The organism is Dactylosporangium sp. NPDC050588 (genome assembly GCF_040654975.1).
GTDB classification, from domain to species: domain Bacteria; phylum Actinomycetota; class Actinomycetes; order Mycobacteriales; family Micromonosporaceae; genus Dactylosporangium; species Dactylosporangium maewongense.
This window is the reverse complement of sequence record NZ_JBFAJA010000058.1, coordinates 22,487-42,177: the sequence shown is the minus strand read 5'-3', so window position 1 is coordinate 42,177 and position 19,691 is coordinate 22,487. Positions and strand designations below refer to the sequence as shown.

At 73.0% G+C, this 19,691-nt stretch carries 14 protein-coding genes; 10 read left to right on the top strand and 4 right to left on the bottom strand.

Annotated elements, in window-relative coordinates; all coding sequences use genetic code 11:
• Positions 1-95 precede the first annotated feature (95 nt).
• From AB0I21_RS34945 to AB0I21_RS34935, 3 genes are all read left to right on the top strand, one after another.
• A complete protein-coding gene (locus AB0I21_RS34945; protein WP_360567621.1) occupies positions 96-1,382 on the top strand; it encodes an HEXXH motif-containing putative peptide modification protein in 1,287 nt (428 codons plus the stop codon).
• A gap of 293 nt (positions 1,383-1,675) precedes the next feature.
• A complete protein-coding gene (gene fxsT, locus AB0I21_RS34940; protein WP_360567619.1) occupies positions 1,676-5,398 on the top strand; it encodes an FxSxx-COOH system tetratricopeptide repeat protein in 3,723 nt (1,240 codons plus the stop codon).
• A 34-nt stretch (positions 5,399-5,432) separates the two neighbouring features.
• Positions 5,433-6,521, top strand: a complete 1,089-nt coding sequence (locus tag AB0I21_RS34935; RefSeq protein ID WP_360567617.1) for a CapA family protein — start codon at positions 5,433-5,435, stop codon at positions 6,519-6,521.
• Positions 6,522-6,547: 26 nt separating this feature from the next.
• On the opposite strand, the gene AB0I21_RS34930 is transcribed toward AB0I21_RS34935, so the two are convergent.
• Positions 6,548-7,606 (bottom strand): hypothetical protein, encoded by a 1,059-nt coding sequence (locus AB0I21_RS34930; protein WP_360567615.1) that lies wholly within the window; start codon positions 7,604-7,606, stop codon positions 6,548-6,550.
• A 164-nt stretch (positions 7,607-7,770) separates the two neighbouring features.
• Here AB0I21_RS34930 and AB0I21_RS34925 point away from each other — a divergent pair, with 164 nt between their 5' ends.
• Complete coding sequence (locus tag AB0I21_RS34925) at positions 7,771-8,997, top strand: ROK family transcriptional regulator (protein ID WP_360567613.1); 1,227 nt, start codon at positions 7,771-7,773, stop codon at positions 8,995-8,997.
• Between the two features lie 48 nt (positions 8,998-9,045).
• On the top strand, positions 9,046-10,452 hold the full coding sequence (locus AB0I21_RS34920; protein ID WP_360567611.1) for a hypothetical protein: 1,407 nt from the start codon (positions 9,046-9,048) through the stop codon (positions 10,450-10,452).
• On the opposite strand, the gene AB0I21_RS34915 is transcribed toward AB0I21_RS34920, so the two are convergent.
• Positions 10,449-12,116: a right-handed parallel beta-helix repeat-containing protein gene (locus tag AB0I21_RS34915; RefSeq protein WP_360567609.1), complete on the bottom strand. Its 1,668-nt coding sequence runs from the start codon at positions 12,114-12,116 to the stop codon at positions 10,449-10,451. The genes AB0I21_RS34920 and AB0I21_RS34915 overlap by 4 nt on opposite strands.
• A 109-nt stretch (positions 12,117-12,225) precedes the next feature.
• On the opposite strand from AB0I21_RS34915, the gene AB0I21_RS34910 reads away from it, so the two are divergent.
• The 5 genes from AB0I21_RS34910 (at position 12,226) to AB0I21_RS34890 (ending at position 18,231) form a co-directional block, all read left to right on the top strand.
• Complete coding sequence (locus tag AB0I21_RS34910; RefSeq protein ID WP_360567607.1) at positions 12,226-14,112, top strand: histidine kinase; 1,887 nt, start codon at positions 12,226-12,228, stop codon at positions 14,110-14,112.
• A gap of 148 nt (positions 14,113-14,260) precedes the next feature.
• Positions 14,261-14,941, top strand: coding sequence for a hypothetical protein (locus tag AB0I21_RS34905; RefSeq protein WP_360567605.1), 681 nt, complete (start codon positions 14,261-14,263; stop codon positions 14,939-14,941).
• Positions 14,942-14,952: 11 nt separating this feature from the next.
• Positions 14,953-15,969 (top strand): NAD-dependent epimerase/dehydratase family protein, encoded by a 1,017-nt coding sequence (locus tag AB0I21_RS34900; protein WP_360567604.1) that lies wholly within the window; start codon positions 14,953-14,955, stop codon positions 15,967-15,969.
• Between the two features lie 31 nt (positions 15,970-16,000).
• On the top strand, positions 16,001-16,981 hold the full coding sequence (locus AB0I21_RS34895) for a glycosyltransferase family 2 protein (protein ID WP_360567602.1): 981 nt from the start codon (positions 16,001-16,003) through the stop codon (positions 16,979-16,981).
• Positions 16,978-18,231, top strand: coding sequence for an ATP-grasp domain-containing protein (locus AB0I21_RS34890; RefSeq protein WP_360567600.1), 1,254 nt, complete (start codon positions 16,978-16,980; stop codon positions 18,229-18,231). Before AB0I21_RS34895 ends, AB0I21_RS34890 begins: the two co-directional genes overlap by 4 nt.
• On the opposite strand, the gene AB0I21_RS34885 is transcribed toward AB0I21_RS34890, so the two are convergent.
• Positions 18,192-19,085, bottom strand: a complete 894-nt coding sequence (locus AB0I21_RS34885; protein WP_360567598.1) for a hypothetical protein — start codon at positions 19,083-19,085, stop codon at positions 18,192-18,194. The two genes, AB0I21_RS34890 and AB0I21_RS34885, sit on opposite strands and share 40 nt — an antisense overlap.
• Positions 19,082-19,669, bottom strand: coding sequence for an RNA polymerase sigma factor (locus tag AB0I21_RS34880; RefSeq protein WP_360567597.1), 588 nt, complete (start codon positions 19,667-19,669; stop codon positions 19,082-19,084). Before AB0I21_RS34880 ends, AB0I21_RS34885 begins: the two co-directional genes overlap by 4 nt.
• Positions 19,670-19,691: the final 22 nt, after the last annotated feature.

Here is a 19,691-nt window from a genome sequence, read left to right as displayed (position 1 = left end):
CAATACGACAAACGGATCCGCGTTGCGGCCGAACGCACGCAGAGCCGCCCGGCCCCCGCGGTGCATACTGTCGCCGGGGACTCGCCGCGACATCCGTGTCCGGCAGCGGCTTCGACAACCCGTCGGTGCACTGCGCCGACCTGAAGGAGTTGGTCCTGTCGATGCGGCAGCAGCCGGACAACGCCGAGGGCGGCGCGATCATGGCATCCGGTCCCGCACTCGACCAGCTGCTGGACGACCTCGCGGGTGGCGCTGGCTCGGCGGGCGCCGTGCAGCTGCTCATGAACATGCGAGAGGCGTTCGTGCGGGCGCTGCTGTGGGACCTGGCGGAGCGGGCGCAGCTGCCGCCGCCGGTTGCCGAGGCGTGGGCCCTGCTGTGCGAGCTGGACGAGAAGGCTCCGGCCGCCGTCAGGCAGGGGCTCCAGCAGCCGTGGTTGCGGCTCTGGCTGCTGTCGCACCAGCCGGACACGGACCCGCCGCCAGACCTGGGCCGCCTCGCGGCACTGGCCGGCGCCGCCGCGGTCCGTGCCGGCACGGACGCGCGGCTGTGGGTGCCGGTCCGCGACGGCGTGGTCCACCTGCCGGGGCTCGGCAGCGCCGTGACCGGTCCCGCACCTGGCGGTGCCACGCTGTCGGTCACCCCGGCCGGCTTCACCGTGGTGGCGTCCGGGCAGGCCCCGGTCGCCGTGTCGTGGCTGGAGGACCGGCCCGCCGCGGGGCCGAGCTGGTTGCCGGCACGGCACGCCGGACCCGCCGGCTGGCGCGTGCTGCTGGACGACCTGGACCCCGGCCGGGACTGCCACGGCTGGGCCGTCACCGGCCGGCTCGGCGACGCCGACGTCGCCGCATGGGACGGGCGGCTCAGCGAGGCGTGGACGGTGCTCGCCGAGCAGGCAGCCGAGTACCTTCCCGCGTTGCGCGCCGGGGTGCGCGCCGTCGTGCCGCTGCGGGCAGACCCCGGCGGCGCCCTGCGCAGCGCCACCCACCGCGACGCGTTCGCGGCGGTCGGGTTGGCCGAAGCGGGCGGGGCGCAGACGGCCGTGCTGCTCGTGCACGAGCTCCAGCACGTCAAGCTCGGCGCCGTGTTCGACGTGTGCGACCTGTTCGACCCGGACGACCGCACGACCGTCGTTGTGCCGTGGCGCCGGGACCCGCGACCCCTGGAGGGGGCGCTGCACGGGCTGTATGCGCACCTGGCGATCGCGGATCTGTGGCGTCGCCGGCCCGGCCCGGAGGCTTCGGCCAACTTCGACCGGTACCGCGCCTGGGTCGCCGCCGCGGCCGAGACCCTGGCGCGGACCGCGACATTGACCCGTGAGGGCGCGCGCTTCGTCGCGGGCGTGCGCACGACGCTGGACGGCTGGCCCCCACGGACCACGTGACCGGCCGACCGGACAGCCGCCGCGATCGCGACCGCGGTCCTGCTCATCGACCCGTGTCCCACCTGCCGCAACTCGTCAGTGAGGCGGTCCGTCAGTACCTGAAGAACGCACCGTCGAGATCCTCGCGCCCCACCGCCGTCGAGCAGTCGTCCGACGCCACCTTCTGAGAGCGAGTCGATGATGGATCGCAACGGTCAGGTGATCACCTTCTACTCGTTCAAGGGCGGCACCGGCCGGACCATGGCGCTGGCCAATGTCGCGTGGATCCTCGCCGAGCGGGCAAGCGTGTGCTGGTGGTGGACTGGGACCTGGAGTCGCCTGGCCTGCACCGTTTCTTCAACCCGTTCCTGGACGAGGCCGCGGTCCGGCAGCGCGCCGGTGTGATCGACATGATCCGCGAGTTCGAGAACGGGGCCGTCAACGCCCAGCAGCCGCGGGAGTTGCCGGCCGGCTGGGAGGCGCACTTCGCCGACACCCAGAGGTTCGCGTTCTCGGTCGAGTACGACTTCGCCGAGGGCGGCAGCATCGACTTCCTGTCCGCCGGCCGGCAGAACCGGGACTACAAGCCGGCCGTCGGTGCGCTGGACTGGGACGTCTTCTACGACAAGCTCCACGGCGGCATGCTCTTCGACGCGCTGCGCGCGGACATGAAGCGCAACTACGACTACACGCTGATCGACAGCCGCACCGGCCTGAGCGACGTCGCCGACATCTGCACCATCCACCTGCCCGACGCCCTCGTCGCCTGCTTCACGCTCAGCGAGCAGGGCATCGACGGTGCCGCGTCGGTCGCCCGGGCGGTCAGCCAGCAGTACCACAACCGCAGGATCCGGGTGTTGCCGGTGCCGATGCGGGTCGACCTCGCCGAGAAGGACAAGGCCGATACCGGGCGCTCGCACGCGATGCTGCGCTTCGCCGGCCTCCCCAGCGGGCTCAGCGACGCGGATCGCGACCGCTACTGGTTCGACGTCGAGGTGCCCTACCTGGCCTGGTACGCCTACGAGGAGACACTCGCCACCTTCGGCGACCGGCACGGGGCGAAGACGTCGCTGCTCACCGCCTACGAGAACATCACGGCCGCGGTGACCGACGGCGAGGTCACCTCCATGCCGCGGCTCGACGAGACACTGCGGACGCAGTGGCGGGACCGGTTCCAGCGCAAGCGGGTCGTGCGCAGCGCCGAGATCGTGCTGCGGCACGCCCCGCGGGATCAGGTGTGGCACGAGTGGATCGAGCGGCTGCTCGCCGCGAGCGGCGTCACCGTGCTCGACCCCGCGCAGGCGGAGCGGTCGACCCGGCCGCCGCGGTCCATGGTGATCGTGTCGTCGTCCTACCTCGAGGCGGGCCTGCCGCTGCCGGAGGGCTCGCTGGCGGTCTACGTCGACGAGACCACGCCGCTGCCGGAGCTCGCCGCGGACTCCTCGGTGTTCCTCAGCGGGCTGTCGGCCAGGGACGCGGTCGAGAAGGTCACCGGCCTGCTCGGCCGGCCCGCGCCGGACGCCGCCGCCGGGCGTTACCCCGGCAGGGGCCCGGACGTCACCAACGCGCCGCTCGCCAACGTGCAGTTCACCGGCCGGCACCTGACGCTCAGCGCCCTGCGCGCGGCGCTGCGCCAGGCCCGCCCCGGCAGCCCGGCCCTCGTCGTGCTGCACGGGCTCGGCGGCGTCGGCAAGACCCAGGTGGCGCTGGAGTACGTGCACCGCTTCGGCGCCGCCTATGACCTCGTCCACTGGATCAACGCCGAGCCGAAGGTGCTCATCGACAGCGCATTCGCCGACCTCGGCGAGCGCATGGGCCTGCCCCGCCAGCAGAACGTGCCGCTGAGCGTCCGCGCCGTCCTGGAGGCGCTGAGCCGCACCGCCGACTACGCCCGCTGGCTGATCGTGTTCGACAACGTCGACGAGCTCGCCGACATCGAGAGCTTCCTGCCGTCCGGCGGCCACGGCCACGTCATCGCCACCACCCGCAACCAGACGTGGGGCGACAGCGCCGAGACCCTCCCGGTCGAGGTGTTCACCCGCCAGGAGAGCGTCGCGCACCTGCGCCGCAGGGTGAAGGACATCTCCGTCGACGAGGCGGGCCAGATCGCGAATCTGCTCGGCGATCTGCCCATCGCCGTCGCTGTCGGTGGCGCGCTGCTCGCGTCCAGCGGCATGACTCCGGCGCAGTACCGGGAGCAGATCGCCGCCGGTGAGACCGACGCCGCCGTCGACGCGGTGTGGGAGCTGTCGCTCGACCAGCTCCAGGCCGAGTCGCCGGGCGCCTACCGGCTACTGGAGGTCTGCTCGCTGCTCGCCCCAGACATCGCGCTGGATCTGCTGAACAACAACTCGATGCTGGATCTGCTGCGGCGCGCGGACGCGACCCTGCTCCGGCGCCCCGGTGCCGCCCGACTCATCCAGCAGCTCAACCGGCTGGCACTGTTCAAACTCGACAGCAGCGCCCGCCGCATCCAGGTGCACCGGATCCTGCAGAACGTCGTGCGTGCCCGGATGTCGCGGGAGGAGATCGGGTCGACCCAGCGCGACATCCTGCGGGTGTTCGCCGAGGTGCGCCCCGAGGGCGACGTGGACAACGCCGGCACCTGGGACCGGTACCGGATGCTCTGGCCGCACCTGGAGGTCGAGGCCGGGCCCGGGTCCCCGGTCAGGTCGCTGTTCGACACGGCCCTCGTGTCCGACGACCCGGCCGTGCTGGAGTTGATCGTCGACCGCATCCGCTACGTGTGGGTCCGCGGCTCGTTCATGCAGAGCCACGATCTCGCCGTGCGGATCGAGCAGGCCTGGCGGGAGCGGCTTGCGACGCTGACCGACCCGGCGGAGCGGGAGCGGCTGCTCGTGCCGCTGCTGCGCGCGCAGTTCAACCACGCCAACGCGCTGCGCGACCTCGGCCAGGTGCGGGAAGCCCGCGACCTGGACACCGAGACGCTGCGGCAGCAGACCGAGCTGCTCGGCGACACGGCGTTCGACACGCTCATGACGGCCAGTGGTCTCGGCGCCGATCTGCGTGCGCTGGGCCACTACGGGCAGGCGCTGGAGCGCGACCGCACCACGTACGCGACCTGGTCCCAGGAGTACGGTGAGGACTACCCCGGGACGCTCGCGGCGCAGCACAATCTCGCCTCGTCGCTGCGCCTGGCCGGCCACTTCGCCCTGGCCCGCGAGCAGGACGAGCAGACCATGCAGCGCCGCGAGGTCGTCCTCGGCCGCCGCACGTTCTTCCACCTCTGCTCGCAGGGCTCGCTCGCCCGGGGCCTGCGCGAGCTCGGCGACTACGACCGGTCGATCGGCCTGCTGCTGGAGGTCGTCGCTGGATACGGAGAGCTCCGGGGCGACGAGGCGGTCTGGACGCTCAGCGCCCGGGTCAACCTCGCGGTGTCCATCCGCAGCGCCGGCCGTGCCCACGAGGCCCAGCCGATCCTGGACGACTGTTACCGGAGCCTGGACCGCCAGTTCGGCGCCGACAACCCCGACACCCTCGCCTGCCGGCTGAGCCGCGCCACGAACCTGCTGTCGCTGCAGAAGACTGCCGAGGCGCGGTGGGAGACCGACGCGGTCCGCGCGGCGTACGCCAGCTCGCTCGGCCCTCAGCACCCGCACACGCTCGTGTGCGAGAACAATCTCTCGGCGATCGAGCGGGCGCTCGGCAACCTCGACGCCGCGCTGGTCGCCGCCGAGGCGGCCTGCGAAGGGCTCTCCGCCGCGCTGCACGACCGGCACCCGTTCCTGCTCGCGGCCCAGGCGAACCTGGCGGTGATCCTGCACGAGAACGGCCGCGTCGAGGAGGCGGCTGCCCTCGCGCCTCGGGTTGCCGACCTGACCGCCGACGTGCTCGGCGTCAGGCACCCCGACGCCCTGCGGGCCCGCGCCAACGCCTCCCTCATCGGCTCACCCACGGGCGTCGACCCGCAGGTCCTCGCCGACCTCGACGCGGCGCTCGGCGACCAGCACCCAGTGGTGAAGGCGGTGCAGGAGGGCAGGCTCCTGCACCGCCTCCTGGACCCGCACCCGTTCTAGGCCGGACAAGCGCCGGGCTCGTACGCTGAGCGCCGTGAAGGCAGTCGTCGTGGTGGCCGCGCTGGTGCTCGCCGGGTGCAGCGCGGCACCGCCACCCGCGACCGCCCCGTCCCCATACCCGTCACCGTCTGGGCCGTCACCGTCTGGGCCGTCACCGTCTGGGCCGTCACCGTCCGGGTCGCCGCCGGCGGTCGCGGCGCCGGTGGAGCTGACGCTGGCGTTCGGTGGGGATGTGCACTTCACCGAGCGGACCGCCGGGCTGTTGAAGGACCCGGCGACCGCGGTCGGGCCGATGGCCGAGGTGCTGTCGGCGGCCGACCTCGCCGTGGTCAACCTGGAGACGGCGGTCACCACGCGGGGGACGCCGGAGCCGAAGGAGTTCCACTTCAGGGCGCCCGTCACGGCGTACGACGCGGTCAAGGCAGCCGGGATCGACGCCGTCTCGATCGCGAACAACCACGCGCTCGACTACGGCAGGGTCGGGTTCGCCGACACGCTGGACGCTGCGGCCGCGAAGGGTATGCCGGTGTTCGGGGGCGGGCGGACGATCGACGAGGCCTACGCGCCGCTCATCCTGACCGCCCGTGGGGTGCGGGTGGCGATCGTCGGATTCAGCCAGATCCACACCCTCGCGGAGAGCTGGAAGGCCGGGCCCGCGACGCCCGGGATCGCCCTCGCGTGGGACGTGCCGCGGGCCGTCGCCGCGGTGAAGGCCGCCCGCGAGCGGGCCGACGTCGTGGTCGTGTTCAACCACTGGGGCACGGAGCGCGAGTCGTGCCCGAACGACAACCAGAAGACCTTCGCCGCCGCGCTCGCCGAGGCCGGCGCCGACATGATCATCGGGGCGCACGCGCACGTGCTGCAGGGCGACGGGTGGCTCGGGCGGACCTACGTCGCCTACGGGCTCGGCAACTTCGTCTGGTACGTGGGGTCCGCCGACACCGGTGTGCTCAAGGTGCGGGTGCGCGGCCGGGACGTGGTCGGGGCGGAGCTGGTCCCCGCGGTCGTGTCCGGCACCGGCCAGCCGAAGCCGCTCACCGGTACATCGGCCGCCGCCGCGACCAAGCGCTTCACCGACCTGCGGCGCTGCACCGGGCTGGCGCCCGCCCCACCCGTGGCCTGAACGACGGCCGGGGCGGGCACCAGGGGTTACACCGCCGCGTTCGCGCTGACGAGGAAGCCGGTGTTCACCCGGGCGCCGCCGCTGTCGTAGCAGGCGACGTCGCGCACGATCGTGTCCGTGGCGCTGTGCACCCACGGCGCGAGCAGGTTGCAGAACTCCGACGTGCCGCCGGACGCGGTCACCTGGACGGTGTCCGGCAGCCCGACCAGCCGCGGGAACGTGACGAGCGACAGCCCGACGCCGGCGCTCATGAGCGTGTTGACGCCGAAGCCGGCCTGCGAGTTGAAGTTCGTCGACGGCGGGCCGACCGGCGGGCGGAACCACAGGTAGCCGAAGTAGCGCGGCGGCCAGCCCGCGCCCCACAGCGACTGGTTGTACTGGTAGGACAGCGTGAACCGGGTCTTGAACGGCGCGCCGGTCGACGTGAAGCAGGCGACGTACGCGACCTGGCCGGCGGGGCTCGACGTCCAGTTGCGCACCTTGCACCGCGCCGGGGTGCTGTTGACGGCCGTCACCTGCAGGCTGCCGTCGATCGGGCCGGCGGTGCTGAGGCCGGGCAGCTTGACCTCGTAGACGCCGCCGCCGAGCGGGGTGACGCCGTTGACGGCGCCGGAGGAGTTGAACTGGTCGACCATGGTGCCGGTCGCGTCGTTCCAGTCCACGTAGCCGAACCGGCCGTTGATCGCGCTGCTGATGGGGGCGGAGCTGCTGTCGAACAGGGCGGTGAAGGCCGTCGCCACGAGCACGCCGCCGGGCTGGGAGCACTGCACGACGACGATCTCGTCGGTGCCGGACGGGCCCCACTTGACCGCCTGGCAGAAGCGCGGCCCGGAGTTGATCGCGGTGACGTGCACGACGCCGCCCTTGGCGGCCTGACCGGGGAACTTGATCGTGTAGATGCCGACCGGACCGGGGGAGACGCTGGTCGCCGCCGGCCACGTGCCCGACGGGACGGTGGCGGCGCCGTTCCACAGCACGAACCCGACCGCGTCGGGCAGCGCCGCGGCGGCGGGCGAGACGGCGCCGAAGACGGCGGCGAGCGTGGTGACCAGGGCGATGAGCAGGGCGGGAAGCTTCCTGCGCATGTGGACCCTCCTCCTGGCGGAAAGGAGTGGACAGGACACCGCGAACGCAATCACATCTATCAATATCTTGGGAGTGATCAGACGCTATACCGACAGTGCCGTTCCGGCGGCTCCGGCCCGACCCGAGGAGCCGGGTCGCGGCCCGTGGAGGCACGATGGTGGCCATGGACCTTGGGGGCGTGGGGCCGGCGCATGAGACGACGGATCAGCTGGCGGTGCGCCGCGCCAACCTGAGCCGGACGCTGCGCCACATCCGCGCCAACGGGCCGAGGTCGCGCGCGGCGATCGCCGCGGCCACCGGGCTGCACAAGACGACCGTGTCGAGCCTCGTGGAGGAGCTGCTCAGCCGGCGGCTGGTGCGCGAGACCGGGCTCGAACGCTCCGGCACCGCCGGCCGCCCGGGCCGGGTGGTGGCGCTGTCACCGGAGCTCGGCGCGGTCGGCATCGAGATCAACGTCGACTACCTCGCGGTCCACGCCTGCGACCTCACCGGCCGGACCGTCGTCGAGCGTCGGGTCGGGTTCGACGCGCGGCGCCGCGACGTCGAGGGGTGCCTGGACGACCTAGCAGCGGCGGCCGACCGCACCATCGCCGAGCTCGCCGACCACGGCGTGACCCCGGTCGGCCTGACCGTCGCGGTCCCCGGCCTGGTCGACGTCGCCCGCGGCGTGGTGGTCGTGGCGCCGAACCTCGGCTGGCACGACGTGCCCGTCGTGTCCCGTCTCGCCGCCGGCCTCGACCCCGCGCTGCAGGTGGGGGTCGACAACGACGCGAACCTGGCGGCCCTGGCCGAGTACACGTGGGGGGTCGCCGCCGGCACCGCCGACCTCGTCTACCTGACCGGCTCGGTCGGCGTCGGCGGCGGGGCGATCGTCGACGGCCGGCTGCTGCGCGGCGCCGACGGGTTCTCCGGCGAGATCGGCCACCTGCCCGTCGAGCCCGTCGGCGACCCGTGCGGCTGTGGCCGGACCGGCTGCTGGGAGACCAAGGTCGGCCTCGCCGAGCTGGTCCGGCGGATCACGCCCGAGTTCGCGTACGGCCTCGGCGACGGCCCCGTCCCCGATCCCCGCGAACGCATCGCCGAGGTGCGCCGCCGGCTCGACGCCCGTGACCCGGCGGCCCTGGAGGCGGTCGCCGGGATCGGCCGCTGGCTCGGCCACGGCGGCGCGATCCTGGTCAACCTGTTCAACCCGCGGGTGGTCGTGCTCGGCGGCTACTTCGCCGACCTGGCCGACCACCTGATCCCCGCCGCGCAGGCCCAGCTCACCCGCCTCGCCATGGCCTCCCCGGCCGCCCGCTGCCACTTCGTCGCGTCCAACCTCGGCTTCACCGCCGCCGCCCGCGGCGGCGCCGGCGCCGTCATCGAGCGGATGATCGAAGCCCCCAGTTGAACCGTTCGTCGGTCCTCCGCCGGCGCGGCCTGCTGGCACACTGTCCGGATGACGGACCTCTCCGGCGGTCAGGGCGTCCTGAGCGGCAACCACAACGTCCAGTGGAACTTCTGGTTCGGCGGCCGGCGCATCGACGCGGCGATGCTGGAGGCGCTGTCCGCGTCGGCGGCCGCGGAGCTGGTCGCCAAGCTGCCGCAGGCCGAAGCGGCGCAGGCGCTCGCCGCGATGCGGGTCCCGCCCGCCGCCAAGGTGGCGTGGGTCCTGCTCCACCGGGACGAAGCGTTGGCGGTGTCACTGCTCGGCACCATGAACCCGGGCCATTCGCGGCCCGTCGTCGCCGAGCTGACCGCCACGTTCGACTGGCTGGAAGGGCTGCCGGACGCCGCCGCCGCGATCGAACAGGTCGACGTCGTGCACGCGGCCGTGCTCGGCGACCCAGCGGGTCCCTTCGCCCGCGTCTCCTCGGGGGACACCCATGGTTTCCTTCGCCGGTACGAGCAGGGCGAGATCCGCTGGAGCGCGAAGGGCGACGCGCAGATCATTCCGGAGTCGTACCTGGCGCACCACGAGGACCGGCTCGGGTTCCCGCTGTCGCCGGTGACGCCCGCGGAGGTCCCGGAGGGGTCCGGGACGACTGGGTACCTCCAGCGCTACCAGGGCGGCGTCGTGGTCTCCAGCGCCGCGCACGGCAGCCACGCCGTCTGGGGCGGCATCGGGGAGTACTACGACCAGGTCGGCGGCACCCGCAGCTGGCTCGGGTTCCCGGTCTCTGGCGAGTCCGCGGTGGGTCCGTCCGGCGTTGGCACCATCGGCCGGCATCAGCGGTTCGAGGGTGACACCGTGTACCGGTCGGAGCGGACCGGCGCGGTGTGCGTCAGCCGCGACATCGACGAATATCACGAGCGGTGCGGTGGTGTCACCGGCACGCTCGGGTTCCCGGTCGGCGTCAGGTTGACGGCAGGGGCGTCGCCCTTCGGAACCACCGGCGAGTTCCAGCGGTTCGAGGGCACGTACGACTACCCGAGCGAGATCCTCGACCGCTGGACCGCCGAGGAGGGCGTCGGCAGCTGCACCGTCTACGTCAGCGAGCACGGCATCCATGCCGTCCACAGCGGGATCGGCGAGCTGTACGAGGGGATCAACGGCACCACGAGCTGGCTCGGCTTCCCGACCTCCGGCGAGATCGACGCCCGGACGGACCCGGGCGAGGAGTGGTGCTGCTACGCCACGTTCGAGGGCGGGGCGATCTACTGGAAGAGCGCCCACGGCGCCGTCGCGGTGTCGAGGGTCGTGGCGGACCTGCTGGCAGGCGATGCCGGACTGGCCCGGAGGCTCGGCTTCCCGGTCACCGCCGAGCGGCCGATGCTGCACGACGTCGACGACGGGGTGCAGCACTTCGAGCACGGGGTGGTGACGATCCGCGGCGGTGTGGCCGAGGCGTGGGTCCGGCCTTAAGGCGACGGGTCGAGGCCGAGGTTGCGGTACCAGACGCCACCCGCGGGCGGGGTCGTGAAGGCGGTCGCGGCGACGGTGTTGCCCTCGAGGTCGTTGTCGTGGACGCGGGGTGACATGCAGGTGCCGTGGGCAGTGGTGCGCAGGCCGTGCGTCTGGGTCCGGTGCCCGCCGCGGTCCCACACCCGGTTGTCCCGGATCGTCGGCGTGTCGGTGCGGGCCCCGAGGGTGATGCCGGCCCGCACCGGCGGCGCGTCCGGCAGCCGGTACGCGGTGCCTTCCCGCGGCGTGCCCTCCGGCCAGGCGGTGGCGGCGCCGGGACGGACCGGCGCGAGGACGAGCTCGGTCGCGGTGTTGGCCACGACCACGGCCCGCTGCGAGCCGGCGGCGATCATCTTGCCGGCGTGCCCGTCCGGCACCCAGCCGGCCGACGCGTCGCGCACCGACAGCCGCTCGTACACGACGGACGCACCGCCACCGGTGGACGCGGGCGACACCTGGCGGCCGTTGCCGCGGACCCGGTTCCCGGCGATGCAGGCGTCCACGACGGGGGAGTCGACGAACACGCCGTCGAGGGCGTTGCCCCAGATGTCGTTGCCGGTGACGGTGATGTCCGCGCACGAGTGGTCGGCGTCGCCGGGCAGAGGAGGAACGCCGCGGACCGACGGTCCGAGGTTGTGCTGCCAGTAGCCGTAGCGGCCGTTGCGACTGATGCGGCTGCCTTCCACGGTGTACGGGCCGGGCGTGTTGCCGATCGCGACGCCGTCCCACACGTTGCCGTCGATGACGCAGCCGGTGGCGATGCCGCCGCGGCCGGCGACGGACGACGTGCCGAGCGCCGAGACGTCGAAGCCCGCCTGATGGTTGGCGGTCATCGTGCACGCCGACACGACGAGCCCGTCGGCGCCCCAGTCGGAGATGCCGAAGCGGTTGCCTTCCGCGTGGCAGCCGACGACGCGGATGCCACGCGGCGGGGTCCAGTGCCACTTCTGCAGCTCGAAGAAGATGCCGCTGGTGCCGTTGCCGACGGTCGTGCACGCGGTGACGGCGAGCCGCTCGGTGTCGCCCCAGCCGCCGATCCCGATGCCGATGCCGGCGCCGCCCTCCTCCTCGCCGTTGTTCAGCCGCCCGCAGCGCACGGCGCGGACGGCGTCCACGACGCTGTCCTGCAGGAAGTCGCAGCCGAAGCCGGTCGCGCCGGTGTCGTGGATGTACAGGTCGTGGAACCGGCCCCGCAGCACGTACTGCAGGAACAGCCCCTTGGCGGCCACGTCGTAGGCGGGCAGGCTGACGCCCGAGCCGTCGATCTCGAAGTGCGCGAAGGTGCAGTCGGCGAGGTGGTTGTCGCGGCCCGCGCCGTGCTCCCGGGTGGTGAAGACGGCGAGCGGGGTCGGCCCCGCCGGCCGGGACGGGTTGGCCAGCAGGAACCGGGTGGCGCCCGGCCCCGCACCGATGAGCGACACGCCGCTGCGCCACCTGATGCCTTCGTCGTGGATGGCGTACGCCCCAGCCGGGCAGACGATGGTGCGGGGCCGGCCGTCCGCGGCGTAGGCGGCGCCGAGGCTGTCGACGAGCGCGGCGAGCGCCGGCCGGTCGTCGGTGGTCCCGTCCCCGGCGAGCCCGTGCGCCCTGGCGTCGGCGACGAGTGGTTCGGCGATCCGTGTCACCGCGGTGGCCTACCCATCTGACCGTGCGCAAACGCGGTGGGCCCGCCAAGGCGTGAGCGGGACCGCAGCGGGCATGGAGTGAGGGCGTCGCAGCGGGGCAGGAGTGGGCATGAGTGGGGCGAAGGGTGGGCTCATCCGCCGGATGGTGCTGGCGACGTGCGTGCTGGTGGTGTTCGTCGGCGGGGCGTTCGCGACGCTGCTGGTGTCGATCGGCGAGAGCCGGGAGACGGCCCGGGCGTCCCAGCACTCGCACGACCTGTTCGCCGCCGCCGACCAGGTCAACCGGCACACCATCGAGCTCCGCGCGGCCCAGGAGTCCTACGCGCTGTCGGGCGACAAGGAGTTCCTGGCCAGGTGGCAGACGGCGCACACCGCCCTGGTCGAGGCGAACCAGCGCCTCGAGGGGCTCGCCACCACCGACACCCAGCGGCTGCAGACGCGGCAGATCGCACAGACCAGCATGGGCTTCGCCGACGAGGTCTCGCGCCCCGCGGTGGAGGCGGCGCAGCGCGGCGACGCCGGCGCCAGGGCGGCACCGGTACTGCTGGAAGGGGACCGCCGCATCGACCAGCTCCACGCCGACCTCAGCACCCTGCGGACGACGGAGGGGGGCATCATCAGGGCCCGCGACGCGAAGACCGCGGCGACGGCCAACCGGGAGATGATCGCGATCATCGCGGGCATCGCCGGGTCGGCGCTCGCCATCGCGCTCGTCGGCGGCTACCAGACCCGCCTGCTGGTGCAGCCGATCCGCCGGGCCGCCGCGATGGCCGACCGGCTCGCCGGCGGCGCCCTGGGCACCCGCATGCCCGAGACCGGCAAGGCGGAGATCGGCCGGCTGGAGCGGTCGTTCAACGTGATGGCGGCGGCGCTGGAGCACAGCGTCGGGACGCAGTCGGCGCTGCGGCGGGTCGCCACCCTCGTCGCCCACGGCGGCACCCCGGGCGAGGTGCTGGCGGCGGTCGTCGAGGAGCTGGGGCGGCTCGTCGGCACGGGCGCGGCGCGGATCGTGCGGTTCGAGGCCGACGGCACCGCGACCGTCGTCGCGGCCTGGGGGGCTCCGGACCCGGAGATGCCGGTCGGCGCGCGTGTGTCCCTGGGCGATGACACCGCCACCGGCATCGTCCAACGCACCGGGCAGACCGCCCGGATGGGCACCTTCGACGGGGCGACAGCGCTGGTCGCCATCCACGCGCGGGAGCTCGGCGCGCACGCGTCCGTCAGCGCCCCGATCAGCGTGGCCGGCCGCCTCTGGGGCGCGGTCACGGTGTTCGCGATGGGAGACCAGCCGATGCCGCCGGACGCCGAGGAACGCCTCACGGCGGCCACCGACCTCATCGGCACCGCCGTCGCCAACGCCCAGGCCCACGACGACCTCGCCGCGTCGCGGACCCGGGTGGTGCTCGCCACCGACGAGGCCCGCCGGCGCATCGAACGCGATCTGCACGACGGCGTCCAGCAGCGGCTGCTGTCACTCGGCCTCGACGTCCGCCGGATCCAGCACACCGTGTCGGCGCGGCAGCCCGAGCTGCGCGAGGAGCTGTCGGAGGTGGTGGACGGGATCAACGGGACCGTCGACGACGTGCGGGAGATCTCGCGGGGCGTGCACCCGGCGATCCTGACCGAGGGCGGCCTGAAGCCGGCGTTGAAGGCGCTCGCCCGGCGGTCCGTGGTCGCTGTGGACGTCGACCTCGACCTGGCGGAGCGGCTGCCCGGGCCGGTCGAGGTCGCCGCGTACTACGTGGTCGCCGAGGCCCTCGCCAACGCCGCGAAGCACGCGCGCGCCACCCGCATCGAGGTGCGCGGGGCGGTGCGGGACGGCCGGCTCGAGGTGTCGGTCCGCGACGACGGCGTCGGCGGCGCCGACCCGGGCCGCGGATCGGGGCTCGTCGGGCTCGCCGACCGCGTCGAGGCGCTCGGCGGCACGATCCGGGTCGACAGCCCCGCGGGCCGCGGTACCCATTTGCGGGTACAGCTGCCGCTTTTGCACACCTGAACGCTCCTTAGCCGCTTTCGTGCACCCCTTTCCCGCTCCCTCGATCATTGCCGCATGTCAATATCATCTCCGTGGCGGCAATGACGCTCACGTATGCTTCGGGCTGTTCGGGCCACGCGTCCCTCACCCGATCGGGGAGCAACCGCCGATGAGTCAGGTCCTCCGCCGTAACGCGGCGTTTCTCGTCCTGGTGGCGCTCGCCGCCGCCAGCGCCGCCGTGGTGTGGTTCGTCCTGCCGCACGACCGCGAGGTCAAGTCCCTCGCGATCTTCCTGTTCAAGCTGCTGCCGTTCGTCTTCGCCGCGGAGGCGATCGCCCGCCTCGACGTCGAGCTGGCCCGGCGGCTGCACCTGGTGCGGATCCTGATCCCGGTCGCGTTCTGCGTGTTCTTCCTCTACTTCGTGCCGAAGATCTTCTTCTACCTGGACGATTTCCCGACCGTCTATTACCACATTCTCGTGCTGACCCCGATCGTCATCATGTCGCTCACCCTCGCGTACCGGCTCGGTGGCGGCACACCCGGCAACGCCCGCCGGATCGCCTACGCGATGCTGCTCATCATGGTCTCCGGCCTGGAGGACCTGGCGTTCCTCACGGTCAACGACCACACCGACCCGCAGTGGGCGACCATCCCCGACGTGTGGACCTGGGCGTCGCACATGACGGTGTTCCTCGGCCACCCGCCGACCAAGTACGAGGCGTACGCCTTCATCGCCGTCCACGTCGTCCTCGTCATCCTCGTGCTGACCGCGCCCGACCGGTGGTTCCGCCTCGGCCGGGCGAAAGGCGACGCGCAGGCGCCGGCGGCGACGCAGTCCACCAGCGTGTGAGGAGACGCGCCATGCCGACAGCGACGTCGCTGGTCACCGGGGGCGCCGGGTTCATCGGCGCGAACGTGGCCCGTTGCCTGCTCGCCGGTGGCCATCGCGTCGTCGTCCTCGACGACCTCAGCGGCGGATCGCCGTACAACGTCCCCGACGGCGCCGTCTTCCGGCGCGGCAGCGTCTGCGACCCGGCCGTCGTCGACGCGCTCTTCGCCGAGTTCGGGTTCGACTACGTGTTCCACTTCGCCGCGTACGCCGCCGAAGGGCTCAGCCACTTCATCAAGCGGTTCAACTACACCAACAACGTGCTCGGCAGCGTCACCCTCATCAACGCCGCCGTCAACGCGGGCACGGTCCGCTGCTTCGTGTTCACCTCGTCGATCGCCGTCTACGGCAGCAACCAGGTGCCGATGAGCGAGGAACTGGTGCCGGCGCCGGAGGACCCGTACGGCATCGCGAAGCTCGCCGTCGAGCAGGAGCTGCGGGTCACCCACGACATGTTCGGGCTGCCGTACGTCATCTTCCGGCCGCACAACGTCTACGGCGAATACCAGAACATCGGCGACCGGTACCGCAACGTCATCGGCATCTTCATGAACCAGGCGCTGCGGGGTGAGCCGTTCACCGTGTTCGGCGACGGCGAGCAGGTCCGCGCCTTCACCCACATCAGCGACGTCGCACCCGTCGTCGCCCGGTCCGTGACCACCCCGGCCGCCTACAACGAGACGTTCAACATCGGCGGCGACAGCGTCTACTCGCTCAACGCCCTCGCCCGCGCGACCGCCGCCGCGATGGACGTGCCGCTGCGGGTCACGCATCTGCCCGCCCGCAACGAGGTCCGGCACGCGTACGCCGACCACACCAAGGTGCGCAAATGCTTCGGCCTGGACGAGGGCGAGGTGCCCCTTGAGGCCGGACTCGTGGCCATGGCGGCCTGGGTGCGCGGGCAGGGACCGCGCGAGCCGTCGGTGTTCGACGCGATCGAGGTGCGGCGCAACCTGCCACCGTCATGGCGGGCAGTGCTGCGCGACTGAGGTCATTGTCCGAGGTGTACGGGGAGGTCGCATGCGTGAGATCCCACGGCAACGGTCCGGCGAGCCGGCGCCCGCTTCGCTGACCGCGTTCATCCCGTGCTTCAACGAGGAGGGGCAGGTCGACGAGGTCCACGCGACCATCGACGCCGAGCTGTCCGGCTACCCCGGCCTGGAGATCCTGTTCGTCGACGACGGCTCCACCGACGGCACCCTCGCCAAGGTGAAGGCTCTCGCCGCCCGGGACCCGAGGGTGCGGTACGTGTCGTTCTCCCGCAACTTCGGCCTCGAGGCCGCGCACGGCGCCGGGTTCCGCTACGCCGGCGGCGAATGGGTCGTGCAGCTCGACGCCGACCTGCAGTCACCGCCGGCCGAGGCGCCGAAACTCATCGCGAAGGCCCTCGAAGGCTACGACGTGGTGTACGGGATCCGCCGCGAGCGCCACGACCCGCTCTTCCGCCGCCTCGGGTCCGCGGCGCAGCAGCGCCTCGCGCAGCGGCTCTTCGGCGTCGACCTCGTCTACGGCTCGTCGGTGTTCCGGGTCGTGCGCGCCGCCGTCGCCCGCCGCGCCGTCGACCTGCGCCTGGCCACCCCGTACTTCGTCGCGACGATGCCGCTGCTCGGGGCCCGCTGGGCGACCGTCGACGTCGCGCACCGGCAGCGGCAGGACGGCGGGTCGCGGTGGGCCGTGTGGCGGCTGTTCTCGCACAGCGCCGAGCTGTTCTTCGGCTTCTCGCTGCGGCCCCTGGTGTGGCTGTACGCGGCGGTCGCCTGCGCGGTGCCGGTCGTGATCGCCGCGGGGCGGCCCGGCGTGGTGGCCGGGGAGGTGGTGCTGCTCGGCGCCGTCGGGATCCTCGCCGCCTACGTGCACCGTCTCGTGCGCGGCTCGGTGCGGCCCGGGCTGTACTACGTGCGGGAGGCCAACATTCCCATCGATCCGGGGGACATGCTGTACGCGGCACCCCCGGCGGGTGCCGTCTCCCGCCGTCTCGCGGAGACGGAGGCCGCCCGATGATGCTCATTCTGGGGGCGAGCGAGGACCAGCTGCCCGTCTACCTCGAGGCCCGCCGCCGCGGCATCCCCACGATCGGCGTCGACATGCGCACCGACCGGCCCGCGTACCCGTACGCCGACGTGTGGCTGCCGGTCAGCATCAAGGACCACGAGGGGATCGTCGCCGCGCTCGACGGGCGCCGCCCGACCGCCGTGGTCGCCGCGGCGAGCGAGGCCGGCCTGTGGACCTGGCACGAGCTCAGCCATCGCTACCGCCTGCCGTTCCGGTTCCCGGCCGCCGCGGCCCGCGCATCGCTGGACAAGGCGGCCTTCCACGACGTCGTGCGAGCCACCGGCGTCCCCGGCTACCACTGGCGGCGCAGCGCCGACCGGGCCGTCCTGACCGCCGCCGCGCACGACATCGGCTTCCCCGTCGTCGTCAAGCCACCGGACACCTCCGGCAGCAAGGGCATCACCCTCGTCTCACACGCTTCGGAGCTGCCCGGCGCGTTCGACTACGCCGCCCGCTTCACCGCCCCCGGCGGGCCGCTGCTCGTCGAGGAGTTCATCGCCGGCCGCAACCTCACCGTCGACGTGTTCATGCGGGCCGGACGGGTCGCGTTCGCCGGCATCACCGAGAAGCGGATCGTGCCCGGCCCGCGCTTCGTCATCGGCGGGCACGCCGCCCCCGCCACCATCGGCCTCGCCGTCCGCGGCCGACTCGTCACCGCGGCCGGCCGGCTGTGCCGCGCGATCGACCTGTTCGACGGCCCCGCCAACTTCGACGTCATCCTCCGCGCCGACGGCTCGTTCGCCGTCCTGGAAGCCAACGCCCGCCTGTGCGGCAACGCCTTCCCGTTGCTGATGCGGCACATGTACGGCGTCGACACCGTCGCCGCCCTCGTCTCGATGGTCCTCGGCGAGCCGTTCAACCTCACCCCGACCCAGGAGCACGCGGGCATCATCCACGTGCTGGCCTCGCCGCTGCCCGGCGACGCGATCCTCACCGCGGTCGGCGGCGTCACGCAGGCCCGGCAGCTGCCCGGTGTCGTGTGCTGCGAGGTGTACGCGGAGCCGGGCGCGACCGTCCACCCGTTCGACCAGGCCGCGAACAAGATCGGCTACCTCGTCGTCACCGGCCCCGACCCGGCCACCGCCCAGTCCCGCCTGGACGCGGCCCTCGCCGTGCTCCGGCTGGAGTTCACGGCGAGGGTCCCGGTCGGCCAGCTGCGTCAGTCGACGAGCGTGGTCGTCCACAGCGAGAGCGAGTAGGTGCTGCCGCCCCCCGTCAACGCGCCGACGATCCGGGCGTGCTCGCCGAGGATCAGCCGGTGGGTCTGGTCGCCCTTGACGGTGATGGAGAGCGTCCGGTGCCCGACGTCGTCGATGGTCTCGGTGCCGAGCGTGACGCCCGGCAGGCCGGTCAGGACGCGCAGCAGCGCCGACCGCAGCGCCGGAGGGGTGATCACGTCGGCGGACCGGGCGAGGTCGCTCACCAGGTTCCAGGCGAACCAGGCGCGCACCTCGTCGGTGCAGCCACTGGGCGGGCACGGCGCGTCGAGCAGCATCGTGCGCAGCCGGCCTGGGTCACCGGCCAGTCCGGCCAGGTAGCCGGGTGTCGGGTGGCGCAGCGACGGGCCGTCCTTGGCGAACGTGGTCCGTTGCTGCTGCACGTACTCGGCGGCGGTGGTGGTCAGGATCAGCCCCTCGGGTTCGTACAGCTGCGTCTCGGTCCGGCGGATCCCGCTGTCGGACAGTCGCACCTCCGACCTGATGTGCTGCCCCGCACGGACCTCGGCCGGCGCCGGTCCGGTCAGCGCCAGCCGGATCAGCACGTCGACCGGGCCCACCGACGGCTCGGCGGAGGCCGGCAGGCTCTGCGTGCCCGTGACTCCGGGCCGCAGCGGAGCCGTGTCGGTGCCGCGGGCGACGAGCGCGACGGCGACGACCAGGCCTACGACGACGACGCCGGCGAGCGCGGGTGCCCACGACCGCACCGGTGAGCGTCGTGCGGATCGTTCGCCGGTGCCGGCGAGGACCCGGGCGCGGGCGCGCGTCAGGTTGGCCGGCTGGTCGAACCGGGCCCGGAGCGCGCGGATCTCATCGATGTCACGAAGGTCGTTCACGGTGTGCTCCCATCGTCAGTGCTGGCGTCGGGGTCGGACGGAAGGTCGATCGCGGCGCGGACGCTCGCCCGGGCCCGGCTGAGCGCGGACCGCACCGAGCCGATCGGGATGTCGAGCGCCACGGCGATCTCGGCATAGGACAGTTCGGCGATCGCGAACAGCAGCAGGACGTCACGCTGGCGGCGCGGCAGCGCGGCGAGGGCGCCGGCGAGCCGGCGGCCGGTCCTGGTCGCGTCGACCCGTTCCGCGCTGCGGGAGTCGTGCGAGTCGACAACCCCCGTCGCACCGCCGAACGGGTCGACGCCGACCCTGGCCAGGGCCCGGTAGGCCCGCACCTCGTCCCGCCGGTGCCGGCGCAGCAGGTTGGTCGCGATGCCGTACAGCCAGGCGAGGGGCTCGCCGGGCCCGGCGATGCGGTCCCGGTGCCGGTGCGCGACCAGGAACACCTCGGCGACGAGGTCCTCGGCGGCGACCGGGCCGACGCGGTGGGCGCAGTACCGGTGGACACGCTCGCTGTATGCGTCGAACAAGGCCGCCACATCCGGTGGCGAGACGTCACGCGCCCCGGTCGTCAGTGCGTTCATGCCCTGTTTCTGCCCGGAGCGC

Bases quoted from the DNA above. Each gene is read 5' to 3' on its own strand.
- AB0I21_RS34930 (WP_360567615.1), bottom strand. From the start codon at position 7,606: ATGCGCAGGAAGCTTCCCGCCCTGCTCATCGCCCTGGTCACCACGCTC.
- AB0I21_RS34925 (WP_360567613.1), top strand. From the start codon at position 7,771: ATGGACCTTGGGGGCGTGGGGCCGGCGCATGAGACGACGGATCAGCTG.
- AB0I21_RS34920 (WP_360567611.1), top strand. From the start codon at position 9,046: ATGACGGACCTCTCCGGCGGTCAGGGCGTCCTGAGCGGCAACCACAAC.
- AB0I21_RS34910 (WP_360567607.1), top strand. From the start codon at position 12,226: ATGAGTGGGGCGAAGGGTGGGCTCATCCGCCGGATGGTGCTGGCGACG.
- AB0I21_RS34905 (WP_360567605.1), top strand. From the start codon at position 14,261: ATGAGTCAGGTCCTCCGCCGTAACGCGGCGTTTCTCGTCCTGGTGGCG.
- AB0I21_RS34900 (WP_360567604.1), top strand. From the start codon at position 14,953: ATGCCGACAGCGACGTCGCTGGTCACCGGGGGCGCCGGGTTCATCGGC.
- AB0I21_RS34895 (WP_360567602.1), top strand. From the start codon at position 16,001: ATGCGTGAGATCCCACGGCAACGGTCCGGCGAGCCGGCGCCCGCTTCG.
- AB0I21_RS34890 (WP_360567600.1), top strand. From the start codon at position 16,978: ATGATGCTCATTCTGGGGGCGAGCGAGGACCAGCTGCCCGTCTACCTC.
- AB0I21_RS34880 (WP_360567597.1), bottom strand. From the start codon at position 19,669: ATGAACGCACTGACGACCGGGGCGCGTGACGTCTCGCCACCGGATGTG.